This window comes from Microcoleus sp. BROC3, from assembly GCF_036702515.1.
Lineage (GTDB): Bacteria > Cyanobacteriota > Cyanobacteriia > Cyanobacteriales > Microcoleaceae > Microcoleus.
On record NZ_JAUBTQ010000007.1, the window covers coordinates 52,325 to 67,882 of the forward strand.

The following is a 15,558-nucleotide window of genomic DNA, read 5'->3' on the forward strand; positions in this document are numbered from 1 at the left end:
TTGGTAATTGATAATTGGTAATTGGTAATGGGGAATGGGGAATTGGTAATTCGGAATTGGTAATTTTCCCTAATGACTGATGACTAATGACTGCTGACTGCTGACTGCGGACGAATGACTGATGACTACTGACTAATGACTGATGACTAATAAACATGGTTCACTTTAACGTTGGCTTTCAACACTTTAATTCTTTCGCAGATATTACCCTATCGCTGGCGACAACTTTAGATCAAATGGGAATTCCTATTTCCGTCGAACCCTCACAAATCGCCTCTCACCTCACCCGCAATTCCACCGCAGAAGAAAACCACCTGCTAGAGAAGTGGATGAACACCGCACCATCAGAATTATTTCATCTTAAATGGTCTCATTACTGGAAACCTTATTTTTTAAAACAGCTCGAGGGTCATCTCAATTTAGAACTTTTTGCTATCAATTACGAATTCGCCCAAAACACTGATGATTATGATTACTGGATTTACGATGCTGTCAACAATTCATCACACAAATTAGCCGTCAGCCAATATTCTAAAAACGTTTTAATAAAAGCTGGATGTCCGGCGGCAAAAGTATCAGTCATGCCTCTAGGTTTCAATCCTTTAATCTCGCAACTCTATTTTCCCCGACCTCAAAAAACCCAAAAAGAGGTAAAACATATTCTGCACATGACCAATTCTTTTGATTTGTATAGATTTGGCACGGATCTCGCCATTCAAGCTTTTTGTGAAGAGTTTAAAGATGAATCCAACGTAGAGTTAATCATCAAAGATGGCGGCAAAAATCCTGAGGTCATAGTCGAACATATCGTAAATATCGAAAAAAAATTCGGCAAGTTAAAGTCAAAAATTCTGATCGTCCCTAAATTTTGTAATAAAGCAGAACTGGCCGATTTATACTTGTCAGCCGATGCTTTTTTAGCTCCCTTTCGCGGCGAGGGTTTTGCGATTAAGATTTTGGATGCCTTTGCTGCGGGTTTACCCGTCGCTATGACTATGTACGGCGGCCCGACTGAGTACGCCAATGCTGATAACTGCTATCCCATTGCTTACGATCTAATTCCCGTAGGAAAGTGTTACGATACTCAGTATCTAAAAATCAGAAATGCTCCTCATTGGGCAGAACCAAATGTTCAGTCTGTTCGCGAACAGTTGCGAAAAATTGTTGAAGACCCGATGCGTTTTCAGGTAGCTCAAAAAGCTAGAGAGACGGCGGATTTATTTAATTGGGAAGCTGCAGCTCAAAAATTGCTAAGATTAATGCGAGAGTTGTTTTAGGAGCGGAAAATATGGGACTCGAACGCAAAATGTTTAGGGGAATGTTTTCCCCTGGGGAAGTGGTACAATTGAAACAGCCTTGTTTTACTCCCGGGCGATTGTTTGAGCCAGGAAAATATAACGCTGATGAGTTGCCAGATGTCGCTTTTGATATGGGTTTGGTAGACCATTTGCCGCCAGTCAAAGGCAAGATTTCAGAAACTCTCAACGGCCAGAACCCGCCCGATCAAAACCTTAAGGACTAAACTTCTGTTTGCACTAAGGACTTCAGTCTTGAAAATCCCAGTTTGCACTAAGGACTTCAGTCCTGAAAATTCAAATAATCCAAGACTCAAGTCCTGACTGCAAAAAAGATTAAGCCAATTTAACCATTTTGCTCTATCTGGGCAATTAACTCTTTCAAAACTTTACTAGCTCGATCGTTCTCAATCTGACAAGTTCCGGCATTTTGGTGGCCGCCGCCGCCATATCTTAACATTAACTCCCCAATATTAGTTTTAGAAGTTTTGTTAAAGATTGACTTCCCAACTGCGAAAACAGTATTTTGTTGTTTCAGTCCCCAAAGTGCGTGAATCGATATATTGCACTCGGGGAACAAAGCGTAAATTACAAAACGATTCCCCGCATAAATCACCTCTTCGTTGCGCAAATCCAAAACAACTAAATTATTATAAACTTTGGCGCAGCGCTGTATTTGCTTTTTAAATTTTTCTTCTTGCTCGAAGTAGAGGTCTACTCTTTCTTTCACATCAGGAAGCTGCAAGATTTGATCGATGGTATGATTTTTGCAGTAATCGATTAACTGCATCATTAACTGATAATTGGAAACCGTAAATTCTTTAAACCTTCCCAATCCTGTTCTGGCGTCCATTATGAAGTTTAACAGCACCCATTCTTCGGGATGCAGAACCTCTTCTTTGGCAAATTGAGCGGAATCTGATTTGTCAACTGCATCCATCATCGCGTCGGAAATATCAGGAAACTTTGCTTTTCCTCCATAATATTTGTACAGCACCCTAGCTGCGGAAGCTGCATACGGGTCGATGATGTGGTTGATTTTAATTTTCTCGTGTCTGAGAGTTTCGCTGAAATGGTGATCGAAAGCTAGATAAACTCCCTCTACATAGGGTAAATTGGTGCTAATATCGTTATTTGTTATTTCGATTTTTCCATCCTGCATATCTTTAGGATGCACGAATTTTATCTCGTCGATCATATCGAGTTCTTTGAGCAAAACCGCACAGACAAGACCGTCGAAATCGCTGCGGGTGACTAATCTGTATTTTTTAGTGAGTGGCATATGCTTCTGTGATAGGGAGGAACTGATCACCCGCTAATATAACGTATTACCCGATCGCTTTCCAATATGAACGCTAACCCTTACGCTTGGATAGACAAGGCCCTGGACACAGTTCGCCGCGCCCATTGGTATCGATCGCCACAATCGATCGAAAGTTGCCCCGGGCCTGTGGTAAAGTTAGCAGGCCAGAGGCTGATTAACTTTGCCAGCAACGATTATCTGGGATTTGCCGGCGATGACAGGTTAATTCAAGCAGCTATGGCTGCAACTACGGAATTTGGTACGGGTGCGACGGGTTCGAGGTTGCTAAGCGGACACCGCGATTTGCACCGAGAGCTAGAACAAGCTATTGCTAATTTAAAACAAACTGAAGATGCTTTAGTATTCAGTTCGGGATATTTGGCGAATTTAGGGGCGATCGCATCCGTTGTCGGCAAGCGCGATTTGATATTATCTGACAAGTACAACCATTCGAGCCTGAAAAACGGTGCCGCACTCAGCGGTGCAACTTCCCTAGAGTACAGTCACTGCAATCTTGAGGATTTAACGGCCAAGCTAGAGCAAAATCGCGGGAGATACCGCAAGTGTTTAATTATTACCGATAGCGTCTTTAGCATGGATGGGGACTTGTGTCCGCTGCCGCAGTTATTAGCTTTGGCCGGACAATTTAACTGTATGGTATTAGTAGATGAAGCTCACGCTACAGGAGTTTTCGGCGCTAGCGGTGCTGGTTGTGTAGAACATTTCAGGTGTACGGGATTGCCGCTAATTCAAGTTGGCACGCTCAGCAAAGCTTTGGGAAGTTTGGGCGGCTACGTTGCGGGCTCTGCTGCTTTAATTGATTTTCTCCGCAATCGAGCTGCGAGTTGGATTTATACTACAGCATTGACGCCTGCTGACGCGGCGGCTGCTTTGGAAGCTGTCAGAATTGTCCAGCAAGAACCAGAACGCCGACTTCGGTTGCGACAAAATATCGAAACTTTCAAATATTGCGCGATTACCAATCACCAATTACCAATTAGCAATTCCCTCTCCCCAATTTTCACTCTTCCGTTAAAAGATGCAGCCGCAGCTTTAACAGCGGGCAGCAAACTCAAGGAGAGAGGTATTTTTGCTCCGGCGATTCGGCCTCCGACTGTAAGCGTGAGTCGGATTCGGATTTCGCTGATGGCAACTCACGAGCTCGCACACCTTGAGCATTTGGTAGAGGCGCTGGAGGAAGTTTTGAGTTTTGACTAAATGTTGGGTGCGCCATAAGTACCTAGCCCTTTGAGTAAATGTTGGGAGATAGGGAGAATTTCTACTTCAGCCTTCAGCAGCTCTAGCCTTCTGCCTTTTTTTATTGTCAAGATATCGCTATTGACTTATGGCAAATCTTATACAGTAGTGTGGTCGATCGGTCAATAACTGTAAATTTTTTGTAAATTTAGATACTTTTTGAAATTTAGCGCTATATTAGAGAAGTAGCAGGTACACCAAATTTAATATAAGGAACGTCCACCATGAACACAAATCGTCAAAACGTAAAAAAAGTCGCAGAAACCCACCGCGCTAACATTCACAAGCAACTGATGCACCGCATAGAAGTAGCGAGATCCAGTGGCAACCAAGATTTGGTTCGGGTGCTTGAAGAGGAAATGAGACAGCTTTAAAGAAGCTGCAACGAGAATTTGCCCGTAGTTTGGTTTAGAGGGTTGTGCGAGAAATGCAGAATTCCGGCAACCGCTACCTGTTAAGTTTTGATTCCTCTCTTAGTTGGTAGGAAAAACCCCGGTTTCTTGAAGAAACCGGGGTTTTTTATTGAGAAGGAAGAAAAAACAAGCAAGAGGGAAAAGTCCTGGACGCCCAAACTTTATCTGTAGGGTGCGCCTCGGCCCCCAGAGACTCTACAAATAGCGCAGTGAACCATTTTTTGCGTTAGTTATTAAGTCAGAAGGAAGAGGGAAGAAAAGAGAACAGGAGTTATAAGTAGGTAGGCGCTGTAAAACGCAACTATGTAAATGATTGTAAAGTCTCCTTAACCCTAAACGTGGCTGACAGAGCAATGTTTACCTACTCTTAAATGGTTCAGTTTAATCCCGCCTACCTACTTAGGGATCTAAATTTTAGATGCTAAACAGGTTTAATGTTTACTTGAGGTTGTATTCTAAACCCGCTCTTGCCTGCATCACTTTCAAATAGGTCAAAATTGCTCAAACAGGTGTGGCAGGCTTCAGGGGGCGACAACGAGGCTAAAGCGGTTGTTCTATAAGCTTTATAGCTTTTAGTCCCCTCTGATAAAACGCTCGCTTATTGCGAACTAAGCCCATCATGGATTCTACCCACTCCCGACAGCATTCGCTGGCAATTAACCAATGTTCGCCATACAAACCAATCCAAAACTTGCTATGTCTTCTTCTATTTCTACCGGGTTCTTGAGGACGACACACATATTTTTCCTGTTTTTGAAGCTGAGTTCTTTTCCCTCGCAGCCAGGCCGCTGTCATCGCCATAGCTATTAAAATTATCAAAGCAATTAATTTCTCAGGTGATGCCTGACATCCCTCCAGGTTGTATCCTCCTGTTTTACAGTCTTTAAACATTGCTTCGATGCCGTAACGTTGACTGTAAACTCCGTAGCTTGCGGGGCGGTACGCCATCGCACCTTTCAAATCCGGGAGATTTGTTAGCAGATACCAAGGTTCATCTTCTTGTTGACCTCGATATTTGCGTTTCCAAGAAGCTGCTAAGTTAAAGCGAGAAAAACCTTTCTTTTTCGTGCAACTAATTTTCGGATAGAAGAAATGAATTCCTGGCTGTACTGGGATAGTATCGAGCGATTGAAATGCAAGTCTATTTTCTCGGAAAGTTGTGTTTCCTTTTTGACGCAAGACAAAGCTCAGATGCTGGCGGTGCAGCCACTGCGCCAGTTCTATGCTGTGAAATTCGCGATCGCCGATCGGCGATCGCGATTAATTTATATCTTTTCAGTAGCCGAATAACTGGACGCAATACTTGTTGCTGTTCGGCAAGATTAGAAGCCCCTTGTTTACCTAGCAGCGTCCAGAATAGAGGAAATGCGCTTTTTTGAACGATCGCACTTTCGCAAGAGGTCTATTGTATTCTTTCCATTGGGTTCTATCCAAGGCAATAACTAATTGACTCCCGGCTTTAAGCTGACGGGATATCACCTGTTTAACGATCGGGAACCAGAATATGAGTATACTAAGTGCCTTAATCTGTAAAAATCGTTGTATGTGACGCCGGCGACTACTTTGCAATATCGGCAATTGTAGGGTGGCAGCTAATCGTTCTATTCTCACTTCTTTTTGAGTCTGTAACAACACGCGCGAGCATTTGAAGGGTAAGTAATTGTGCTGGGGTTAGATATTTTTCGAGGATCTGATGATAGAATGATGGCAACATATTATTGGCTTGGGTCTTGTGGTATTAGCAGGACCCTTCTTTTTTATCACAACTGGGTACTCTTTTCCCTCAGGAGATATTTTGTCAATAAGCAGAAATTTTTGCCTAGGGTCGATCGCGCGAAAACCCTAGCCTGTCAAGCTTCGGGGGCGCTTGTCGCCCCCTGAAGTGGCAGGCGCTAGATTGCCTGCAACACGCGAACGAGTTTTTGACCATGCCCTGATGGGTGAGGGTCGCGTGTATTGAAATTGCTTGACTTCTGCGCACCGTCATATAATACTATAGTGTTCACAAATATTAAAGGGCCAATGTTCTACTACTACGGCAGAAAAAAGCAAATAGCAAAACATTACCCCTCTCCTAACTTTGATGCCGTCATAGAACCGTTTGCAGGTTCAGCAGCTTATTCACTATATGGGAATAATTGGAAAAAGGAAGTTACTCTCATTGAGAGAGATGAGCGAGTTACTAACATTTGGCAGTGGTTGATCGATGAGGCAACCCCATCAAAAATTAGTAGCCTCCCTGATTTAGAGGTTGGTGAAAAGAGTTCAGAGTTCCTTCACATAATTCATGCTGCCACCAAAATGGCTTTTCACTACAAGACTATTAAAGTAACTCCTGTTTTAGCGAGAAATTGGGAGATCAATAAACGATACATGGCGGAAAATTTATTCAAGGTTAAGCATTGGAAAATTATTAGCGGGGATTACACATTAGCTCCTGACATAGAAGCAACTTGGTTTATCGATCCGCCCTATAAAGAAGACGCTGGTAAAGGTTACCGATACGGTAGCAAACTCATTAATTACAAGGAATTGGCAGATTGGGCAAAGAATAGGAAGGGAGAAGTTATATTTTGCGAAGGGCATTGTGGTGATTATTTGCCATTCAAACCATTACTATATCTCAAAGGTGTGGCGGGTAAAACTAGCAAGGAAGTTATTTATTACCAATCTAATAAAGCAAACAAACAAATTGAGCTTTTTCCGCTTGCTATTAAATAGAAAATTTCACGATCCTTTGGTAAATATTTTTGTATGACTGCTCATCAATTAGGGCTACCCACCCTTGTCCCATCTTTTGTTTTCCACTGGCTGTCATACCCGTCACTTTAGTATTTCTACCTTCAGTTCCGCTGATCTCGCCCCAGTCATCAGTAACAAGATTTTCGGCATAAAATATAGCGGTAATTTTCGGATAATTGAAATCATGCTCGCTCTTCACAAAGTCCCAGACTAATCCCAGAAGTTTTTTGACTTCTCTATGATGAGCTTGCCAGATAATTCCCTGTAACGAACTAATTCTGGGTTGTCCTGCCCTCAAATTGGCCCCTTTCGTGATGTTTCCAACAGTACATTTAATTTCTAAACCCACAGGATAATTGCGCAACAACTCCTCCGAAGAGTTTTCGCCTGCTTTAGGAATAACATCGGGATGTCCCTTTTCAATTGGGTTAACTATAGCTCCCGTTACATTTGCAATGGACTGACAGAACATTTAGCCAACAATTGAACTTGTAGTTTTATAGTCAATGTTCTTATAAACACTTGAGGGAAGGGTTGATAAAAACTCATTTGTTTGATGCAATGCAGATTCAATATGCTGACCATTCACTTCAAATCCACAAGAAATATTAAACTTAGGGTTAATGATATAACTCATCTATATTTTGTTCCACTTCGGCAATCAAGATACTGGCTGTGGTGTTTAAAGATTTTGATATTTAAAACAAAACGGACAAAGTAGGAGATTTCAAACCGCGCTCAATTTGGCTAACGTAAGTGCAGTGAATCCCTGCTCTGTCAGCAAGTTCCTCTTGAGATATGTTTGCTATCGTTCTGTGCTTAGCTAAAACTTTACCCAGAGCCTTATTAATGTCTGTCATGCCTAAAAAGATCTCACGAGGAGAGACTATAAGTCTACAGACAATAGTATTCAAGCCATATCTGAGCCTCTTTTGAAAAAGCCTTATTGTCAGCTATTTACCAGTCTTGGCTGCGCAGGCGGCGACCCGCTAAGGCCCGGATTTGCTCGTCGGCCTCGGAAACTGCAAGCGATCGCAACAAAGGCACAACTCCCGGATTTTCGGGATAATGTTCGATAATCGCTTCGAGTGCTGTAAATCTGGGATTGTAAGGAAAAGAACTGTTTTGACTGTCAACATCGCTCAAAGTTCGATCGCGCAAAAACTCAAACATTCCCGGCTCGTCTTTCCATCCCCGCATTAACTCTACCAAGGCGATCGCCCGCACCTGCGAATCTTCATCCTTTTGAGCTCTACTTTTGAGCCACTCGAAAGTTTGAGACTGATTTGTCCGCGCCCGGGCTAACTTTTGCAAAGCCATTTGCCTGACAGCCGGACTCTCATCCCCCTCTGCTTTAGCCTCCAGCAGCATCCAAGTTTCAGGATTGTCGGGCCAGTTGTAAGCGAGTTCAAGCACGGCTGCTGGGCGGACAAGCGCATGGCTAGAATCGAGCTGAATTTTCAGCCAAGGCAACGTTTCCGGGTCGTCTGGCCACCCCCGCACGATCGCCCGCACCAGCACGCTCAGCAGATGAGAATCTTGCTCTGACTCGACCAGGCTTTTGAGGAAAGGCAGCGTCTCGCCCCGGTCAGACCAGCGTTTTGCGATCTCTTCCACCGCAGTTTCTCGGACGTTCAGGTGTCTGTCTGACGCGGCGAGATTTTGCAACCAGCCAAAGACTTCGAGACTTCCTGACGCCAGTGCGGCGACAGCCTCCACTACTACTTGCCGCACAGTCCAGTAATCCTCGGAATCAGCTATTTTTTGCAGCAGGGGCAGGGTTTCTGGGTGGTCGGGCCAACCTGCGGCTATCTGTTGTAGGGCTATTTCTCGCAGGTCGGCGTCGCGATCGCCCAATGCTATATTTTTCAAAAAAGTCAGAGTTTCGGGGTTCCCGGGCCAGCCAGAGGCAATTGCTTTCACTGCTGCGCGCCGGACGCTAGAACTCGCGTCGGACTCGGCTTTAGTTTTCAGCAGCGGGTAAATGTCGGGCTCGCCGGGCCAGTGCGAGGCCAATTCTTCTAAGGCTGCTGTCCGCACTTCTTTGCTGCTGTCGGATTCGGCTAGGGTTTTCAGCAAGAGGCAAACGTCGGCTGCGGCGGGCCAGCCCGCTGCCAACTCGCGCACCGCTACGGTTCGCAGGATAGAACTTCCTGTCTGGGCAAGGTTTTTGAGCAGGGAGGCCGTGCCTAAAAGGCTGTGCCAACCTCTGGCTATTTCTTGCCACGCTGCGACTCGCACTCCCAAATTTTCGTCTGATTCGGCGACGGTTCTCAGCAGCAGCAAGGTATCTGTGCGAGCGGGCCAATTAGAGGCCAACTGTTCGAGTGCTGCGGTGCGGACTGCGGGACTTCGATCGAACTGAGCCAAGGCAGTCAGCAGCGGCAAGGTATCGCTCGTGTCTGGCCAACCACAAGCCATTTCTCGCACACAGGTCGATCGCACTGCCCAGCTTCCATCGGATTTGGCGAGGTTTTTGAGCATCAGGTAAATTTCAGGCTGGTCTGGCCAACCGCGGGCTATTGCTGCGACTGCTGTGGCTCGGACTTCGCCGCAGTCACTGGAGTGAGCGAGTATTTTCAGCCAAGGCAGGGTTTGCGGGTCGTTTTTCCAAGTTTGGGCGATCGCGGCTATCGAGCGATTGCGAATTTGATAAGTTTCCTGCAATTCTTGAGCGCTTTGATAAAGAATTAGGAAACCCGTGCCGTATTGCGATAACTTTTTTAAAGCATTTAACAGTTTTTTGGCGGTTTTTTTATTAACATCATTTTTAACTTTTAACAGGCATTGCGCTGCTAAAAACAAATTAATAAATTTTTCTTGTTGACCGTTTTGAGCTATGAGATATTCTATAATTTGGCTCGCTGTTTCTTTGTCGAGCTTAACTGCAATTTCTCTGAGGACTTCGTGCAAAAATTCGTCCCGCCAGTGCTGGCCGAAAACTTGTGTGTTGAGTTCGCCCCAAGTCAGTTGACCGATTTTGAGTTGTGCGTGGATTAACTCTGCTACAGTCTGGGGATTATTTTCGGAAACAAGTTTTTTTAACAACATACCGATATCCTGCCCCTCGAGTTTGTTTGCATTAAAAATCCGAAACCCGATCCAGTATTAGTTTAGAGTTTTTTGAGCCTTCCTGGAGTAGGTCGCCGATTAACTCCATTTTATACCACAACTACGGGGTCGCGTCCCAATGCAAAATCCGCCACCACCCAAAGAAATGTTAGGTGGTGGCGGATGGCGATCGAACAATTAAGCCCCTGAATCTAACTAACAGCTACTTGGACGCGATCGGCTGCAACCCGAACCGCAAAAGTAGGAATCTTTACCGTTTCATCATCCAGACATTGCCCGGTAGTGAGACTAAAGTTTTGCTTGTAAATGGGAGAAGCAACTTTGAGAGTGCCGTTGCGATCGCCCACAAGTCCCCGCGACAAAACAAAAGCTTTGCTAAACGGGTCGTAATTGCTAAGCGCATAAACTTCATCCCCGTTTCCCACTCGGAAAATCGCCACTTGTTCGCCTTTAACTAAAGCGCAAACTCCAGTATAAGGGGCGATCGCATCCAGAGAACACACATCTACCCAAGTTGTTACTGTATCGGAAACTTGTAATGATTGAACCATTTTCTTTTCCTGTTAATTTACTTCAATCTCGTTCCCAGTCTCCGGCTGGGAACGTAGGTTTCGAGGCTCTGCCTCGCGTTTCGAGGCTCTGCCTCGCCTCGCGGAAGGAGGCAGAGCCTCCCGGAATTCATTCCCAGGCAGAGCCTGGGAACGAGATTAATACTCTTGTCCCCCCCTTATTAAGGGGGGCTAGGGGGGATCGATTATTCCGAAACTCCAACCAGAGCCTTTTCATGTTCGTTAGCAGGCCGCGTTTGTCCCCGTTCCGCAACACGAACAATACTCGGATCGGGCAAATCGGAATTCACAAAATGCTGGAACCGCTGCACCTTTTGTGGGTCTTCAATGGTCGTTTTCCACTCACATTGATAAGTGTTCACTAAATGTTCCATCTGCGCTTCTAATTCAGCACAAATGCCCAGAGAATCCTCAATTATCACCTGTTTCAAGTATTCGATCCCGCCCTCAAGTTTGTTCAACCAAGTAGCAGTGCGTTCCAATCTGTCTGCGGTGCGGATGTAGAAAACCAAGAATCGATCGATATACTTAATCAGCGTTTCCTTATCGATATCCGTCGCCAGCAAAACCGCGTGCTGTGGCTTAATACCACCATTGCCGCACACGTACAAATTCCAACCATTCTCTGTCGCAATTATCCCAAAATCCTTGCTTTGAGCTTCCGCGCATTCGCGAGTGCAACCAGAGACAGCAGATTTGAGCTTGTGGGGCGATCGTAAACCGCGATACCGCAATTCAACTTCGATCGCCAAACTCGTTGAATCCTGCACCCCAAAGCGGCACCAAGTGCTACCAACACAAGATTTTACAGTACGCAGAGCCTTACCGTAAGCGTGTCCCGACTCAAATCCCGCATCAATCAACCGATGCCAAATATGGGGCAATTGATCCACGCGAGCTCCAAACAAATCAATCCGTTGCCCGCCAGTAATCTTAGTATAAAGCCCAAAATCCCTGGCAACTTCACCCAAAACAATCAACTTATCCGGCGTGATTTCTCCCCCCGGTATTCGCGGCACCACCGAATAAGTACCATCGCGCTGAATGTTTGCCAAAAAGTAATCGTTCGTATCTTGCAAACCGACGTGAGGCTTCTCTAAAATATGGTCATTCCAAGTAGAAGCCAGCATCGAACCAACAGCAGGCTTGCAAATTTCGCAACCCTTACCTTTGCCGTGTCTTTCAATCAACTCCTCAAAGGTTTTAATCGTTTGAGAACGCACTAAATGGTACAATTCTTGACGAGAATATTCAAAATGTTCGCATAGATTATTTTTGACAGAAAACCCAGCTTTCTTCATCTCCGACTTGAAAATATCCGTCACCAAAGGCACGCACCCGCCGCAGCCCGTCCCAGCTTGAGTGCATTTCTTGACGCTGGCAACATCAGTTAAATTGCGATCGCGAATCGCTTCACAAATCTGCCCTTTACTGACATTATTGCAAGAACAAATTTGAGCCGAATCCGGCAAACTGTCCACACCCAAGCCAGCAGATGCTGCCCCCGATCGCGGTGGCATTAACAAATCTTCAGGATGCGGCGGCAGAGCAATTTCATTTTGCATGAATTGCAGCAAAGTGCCGTAAGCAGAAGCATCTCCAACGAGAATACCGCCTAAAATCCGGCTGCCATCTTGATTTAAAACTAATTTTTTGTAAATGCCTTGGAAGGTGTCAGCAACAGCAATTTCTTTAGCATCTGGAGACTTGGCAAAAGCATCACCAAAACTAGCAACATCCACTCCCAAAAGTTTGAGTTTAGTGGACATATCCGCACCTGTAAAAGTGCTAGTGCAGGCATCTTGCCTGTCATCCGCTGCACTGCTCAAAATATCTGCTGCTACGCTTGCCATTGTATACCCAGGCGCAACTAAGCCGTAGATGCGATTTTGATACAGCGCGCATTCTCCGATCGCATAAATGTCAGGATCGGAGGTTTGGCAGCTATCATTTATGATGATGCCACCGCGTTCTCCTACTTCTATACCGCAACTTCTGGCAATTTCGTCGCGGGGGCGAATGCCAGCAGAAAACACTATCATATCTGTTGCCAATTCCGAACCGTCAGCAAACAGCATTTTAGTAACTTTGCCATCTTCGCTGACAATTTCTGTGGTTGATTTGCTGGTATGAACCGAAACCCCTAACTCTTCTATTTTGCTGCGGAGAATTGCCCCGCCAATTTCGTCAACTTGCACGGGCATCAGCCGCGACGCAAACTCAACAACGTGAGTTTTTAAGCCCATATTTTGAAGAGCGTTAGCACATTCTAGACCTAACAAACCGCCGCCAATTACTACACCTTTTTTGCAATTTTTAGCGTAATCTGACATCGCCTCCAGGTCGTCAATTGTCCGGTAAACAAAAGTTCCTGTAGCGTCTTTGCCTGTAATTGATGGCACAAATGGATAGGAACCGGTGGCCAGAACAATTTTGTCGTAGGGAACTTCTAAACCATTGGCTGAAGAGACTGTTTTTTGTTCGCGATTGATGGCTATTGCTTTGTCGCCGATATGAATTTGGATGCCGTTTTCGTGATAAAATCCAGGTGCAACTAGAGACAAATCTCCCGCTGTTTTGCCAGAGAAAAATCCGCTGAGGTTTACGCGATCGTAAGCAACGCGCGGTTCTTCACAAAAAGTAATTAAATTCCAGTTTTTGGCAGCATCCGAGCTGACCATTAACTCTAGGAACTTGTGACCTACCATGCCATTGCCGATTACAATGAGGTTTTTTTTGGCTGTCATTAGAATCTCTTTTATCCCGTTTATCAGTCGTTGGGTTTATTAATATAAGACTTTATTGTAAACTTTTGTACTTATAGATACAAAAAATGGATATTTATGCAATTGTCGAATACTCCCGATTGCATTTTTGCATGATGTTGCAGTTGACTTAAGTAGGTGCGTCAGTCGATTTTAGATTTTAGATTTTAGATTTACTCCACAGTTAAGTAGGGTGCGTCACGTAAGTCTTTTTGATAAAACGATTAATTTTTTTACTGTGACGCAGCTTACAGTTTTCTAATTTTTAATTATTATTTAAGCTCCCATCCCCGAATACTGCTTCAAGCCCTGCCGCCAAAGCCAGCGATTCCACACAAAAAACACCGCACCCCAACCCAACATTACCAGCAAACTGCGGCCTACATCTACGGGCAATCCGATCAAGATTGAAGCGGGAAAATGAATCAAATAAGGAAAAGGGGTCCACAAAACTACTTCGCGCACGGGTGCGGGAAACACTTCTAGCGGCGCGGTAATTCCCGATAAAAACAGGTAAATTAAAGACCAGAATTGTTCGATCGCACTTGCCCTTTCCAGCCAAAAAGCAAACAGCGCAAAAGTATACTGTATCAGAAACCGCAAACAAAAAGTCAAGACGACAACCAACAAAAATAGCAAAAACCTGCCCAAACTCGGCAGCCAAAAAGACTGCGGGTAAAGTGCAAAAAACAGCAGCACCAATCCGAATACAAAAGGCAGCCTCGCAAACCTTTCGGAAACGTGAGATAAGAAGTGGTGCCATACGGGATCTAGAGGCTGCAACAATCTATTAGATAGCCTGCCTTGCACTACTTCTTTTTCAAACTCCCAAATCACCCAAACTACATTTATTTGCCTGACAATGAAAGTGGCTAAAAAATAACGGGTAAAGTCGAGCGAATTCAGCCCGAATTGACCAGTTTCGGCTGCTTGCATCCACACGCCCATCAAGATAAACGGTAAAGCTCCCGACAGCGCCCACAACAACAATTCCGCCCGGTATTCGAGCATATAAGCGTAGTAGGTAACTAGCAAAGTTTGAGCAATTTTGATGAATCGTTTCATGTCAATTTTATTTTTTTATTTTTTCAATATTAAGGTGCGCCTTGCGCACCCTACAAGTAGAATTTATGCGTGAATTATGTTACACTTTTCCCGTGCGAAAAACTCGTCCAATTACCTCTTCAATTGGCGGATCGGTAACAGTCAAATCAATCACTTCTAACTCCGCCAAAATTTTCGCCACGCTCACCGTAAGCTCTTCCCTTTTGACCAAAAACCGCACTGATTGTCCCTCGATTGATTCTACCTCCCCGTAAGCAAAAGCGCTATCTTTTGCCAGCGGATTAGCTAATTTTACCTGAACTTCCCGATAAGGTGCAAACCTGTCGAGCAATCCGTCCAAACTGCCATCATAAACTAATTGACCTTCATGGATTAACAAAACGCGCTTGCACAAAGCAGTAATGTCAGCCATGTAGTGGCTCGTCAACAGCACCGTTGCTTGATAGCGCTCGTTATATTCTCGCAGAAATTGCCTGACGCTAAACTGTGCGTTTATATCCAAACCTAAAGTAGGTTCATCTAAAAATAATACCTCCGGCTGGTGCATTAGTGCGGCCATCAATTCAGCTTTCATGCGTTCGCCCAAAGACAGCTTCCGCACCGCCTGATTTAACTTGCCTTCTAGCGACAGCATCTCTGTCAATTCTCCGACTCGCCGCCGATAATCTGTATCGGTAATGCCGTAGACAGCGGCATTGATTCGCAGAGAGTCAAGCACTGGTAAATCCCAAATTAACTGCTGTTTCTGTCCCATCACTAACGTGATTCTTTGCAGAAAATCTGCTTCGCGACGGAAAGGAGTACGATCGCACACTCTCACAGTACCAACAGACGGATAAATCAAACCAGTCAGCATTTTCAGCGTAGTAGTTTTGCCCGCACCGTTAGCACCTAGAAACCCCACCACTTCCCCAGGTTCAATACTGAAAGAAACGCCCTCAACAGCTTTGACATTGCGGTAAGTACGGTTAAAAAAGTGCCGCACTGTTGCTTTAAGTCCCGGTTCTTTAACGGCTACCGGATAAACTTTGCTCAAGTCTTCAACTAAGATAATTGGCATCGGCTCAAATTTTAACT

14 protein-coding genes are annotated in these 15,558 nt (G+C 44.9%); 5 read left to right on the forward strand and 9 right to left on the reverse strand.

Translation table 11 applies throughout. The annotated features are described in order from the left end of the window. Positions 1–155 precede the first annotated feature (155 nt). Together QUB30_RS06285 and QUB30_RS06290 are read left to right on the forward strand one after the other, a co-directional pair. Positions 156–1,277 (forward strand): glycosyltransferase family 4 protein, encoded by a 1,122-nt coding sequence (locus QUB30_RS06285; RefSeq protein WP_333330664.1) that lies wholly within the window; start codon positions 156–158, stop codon positions 1,275–1,277. 11 nt (positions 1,278–1,288) lie between these two features. Continuing rightward, positions 1,289–1,522, forward strand: coding sequence for a hypothetical protein (locus tag QUB30_RS06290; RefSeq protein WP_333330667.1), 234 nt, complete (start codon positions 1,289–1,291; stop codon positions 1,520–1,522). A 119-nt stretch (positions 1,523–1,641) separates the two neighbouring features. Here QUB30_RS06290 and QUB30_RS06295 read toward each other — a convergent pair whose 3' ends face one another. Beyond that, positions 1,642–2,577, reverse strand: a complete 936-nt coding sequence (locus QUB30_RS06295) for an exopolyphosphatase (protein WP_333330672.1) — start codon at positions 2,575–2,577, stop codon at positions 1,642–1,644. 66 nt (positions 2,578–2,643) lie between these two features. Here QUB30_RS06295 and bioF point away from each other — a divergent pair, with 66 nt between their 5' ends. Continuing rightward, positions 2,644–3,816 carry an 8-amino-7-oxononanoate synthase gene (gene bioF / locus QUB30_RS06300; RefSeq protein ID WP_333330675.1) on the forward strand — a complete coding sequence of 391 codons (1,173 nt, stop codon included), beginning with the start codon at positions 2,644–2,646 and terminating at the stop codon, positions 3,814–3,816. A gap of 263 nt (positions 3,817–4,079) precedes the next feature. After that, on the forward strand, positions 4,080–4,229 hold the full coding sequence (pirA, locus tag QUB30_RS06305; RefSeq protein WP_172185012.1) for an arginine synthesis PII-interacting regulator PirA: 150 nt from the start codon (positions 4,080–4,082) through the stop codon (positions 4,227–4,229). Positions 4,230–4,808: 579 nt separating this feature from the next. On the opposite strand, the gene QUB30_RS06310 is transcribed toward pirA, so the two are convergent. Beyond that, the gene (locus QUB30_RS06310) at positions 4,809–5,492 is read right to left on the reverse strand and encodes a hypothetical protein (protein ID WP_333330958.1); all 684 of its coding nucleotides are present in this window, start codon (positions 5,490–5,492) and stop codon (positions 4,809–4,811) included. 798 nt (positions 5,493–6,290) lie between these two features. On the opposite strand from QUB30_RS06310, the gene QUB30_RS06315 reads away from it, so the two are divergent. Beyond that, positions 6,291–6,989, forward strand: a complete 699-nt coding sequence (locus QUB30_RS06315) for a hypothetical protein (RefSeq protein WP_333330678.1) — start codon at positions 6,291–6,293, stop codon at positions 6,987–6,989. On the opposite strand, the gene QUB30_RS06320 is transcribed toward QUB30_RS06315, so the two are convergent. From QUB30_RS06320 to QUB30_RS06350, 7 genes are all read right to left on the reverse strand, one after another. Further along, positions 6,982–7,482: a hypothetical protein gene (locus QUB30_RS06320; protein WP_333330682.1), complete on the reverse strand. Its 501-nt coding sequence runs from the start codon at positions 7,480–7,482 to the stop codon at positions 6,982–6,984. The genes QUB30_RS06315 and QUB30_RS06320 overlap by 8 nt on opposite strands. Before the next feature lie 226 nt (positions 7,483–7,708). Next, positions 7,709–7,870 carry a helix-turn-helix transcriptional regulator gene (locus QUB30_RS06325; RefSeq protein ID WP_333330685.1) on the reverse strand — a complete coding sequence of 54 codons (162 nt, stop codon included), beginning with the start codon at positions 7,868–7,870 and terminating at the stop codon, positions 7,709–7,711. 97 nt (positions 7,871–7,967) lie between these two features. Next, the gene (locus tag QUB30_RS06330) at positions 7,968–10,061 is read right to left on the reverse strand and encodes a HEAT repeat domain-containing protein (RefSeq protein WP_333330688.1); all 2,094 of its coding nucleotides are present in this window, start codon (positions 10,059–10,061) and stop codon (positions 7,968–7,970) included. 212 nt (positions 10,062–10,273) lie between these two features. Beyond that, positions 10,274–10,633: a nitrite reductase small subunit NirD gene (nirD, locus tag QUB30_RS06335; RefSeq protein ID WP_333237529.1), complete on the reverse strand. Its 360-nt coding sequence runs from the start codon at positions 10,631–10,633 to the stop codon at positions 10,274–10,276. Positions 10,634–10,836: 203 nt separating this feature from the next. Further along, complete coding sequence (nirB, locus tag QUB30_RS06340; RefSeq protein ID WP_333330692.1) at positions 10,837–13,398, reverse strand: nitrite reductase large subunit NirB; 2,562 nt, start codon at positions 13,396–13,398, stop codon at positions 10,837–10,839. A 294-nt stretch (positions 13,399–13,692) separates the two neighbouring features. Beyond that, complete coding sequence (locus tag QUB30_RS06345) at positions 13,693–14,481, reverse strand: ABC-2 family transporter protein (RefSeq protein WP_333330695.1); 789 nt, start codon at positions 14,479–14,481, stop codon at positions 13,693–13,695. A 79-nt stretch (positions 14,482–14,560) separates the two neighbouring features. Next, entirely contained in the window at positions 14,561–15,541 is a 981-nt protein-coding gene (locus QUB30_RS06350; protein ID WP_333330698.1) for an ATP-binding cassette domain-containing protein, read from the reverse strand. Positions 15,542–15,558 lie beyond the last annotated feature (17 nt).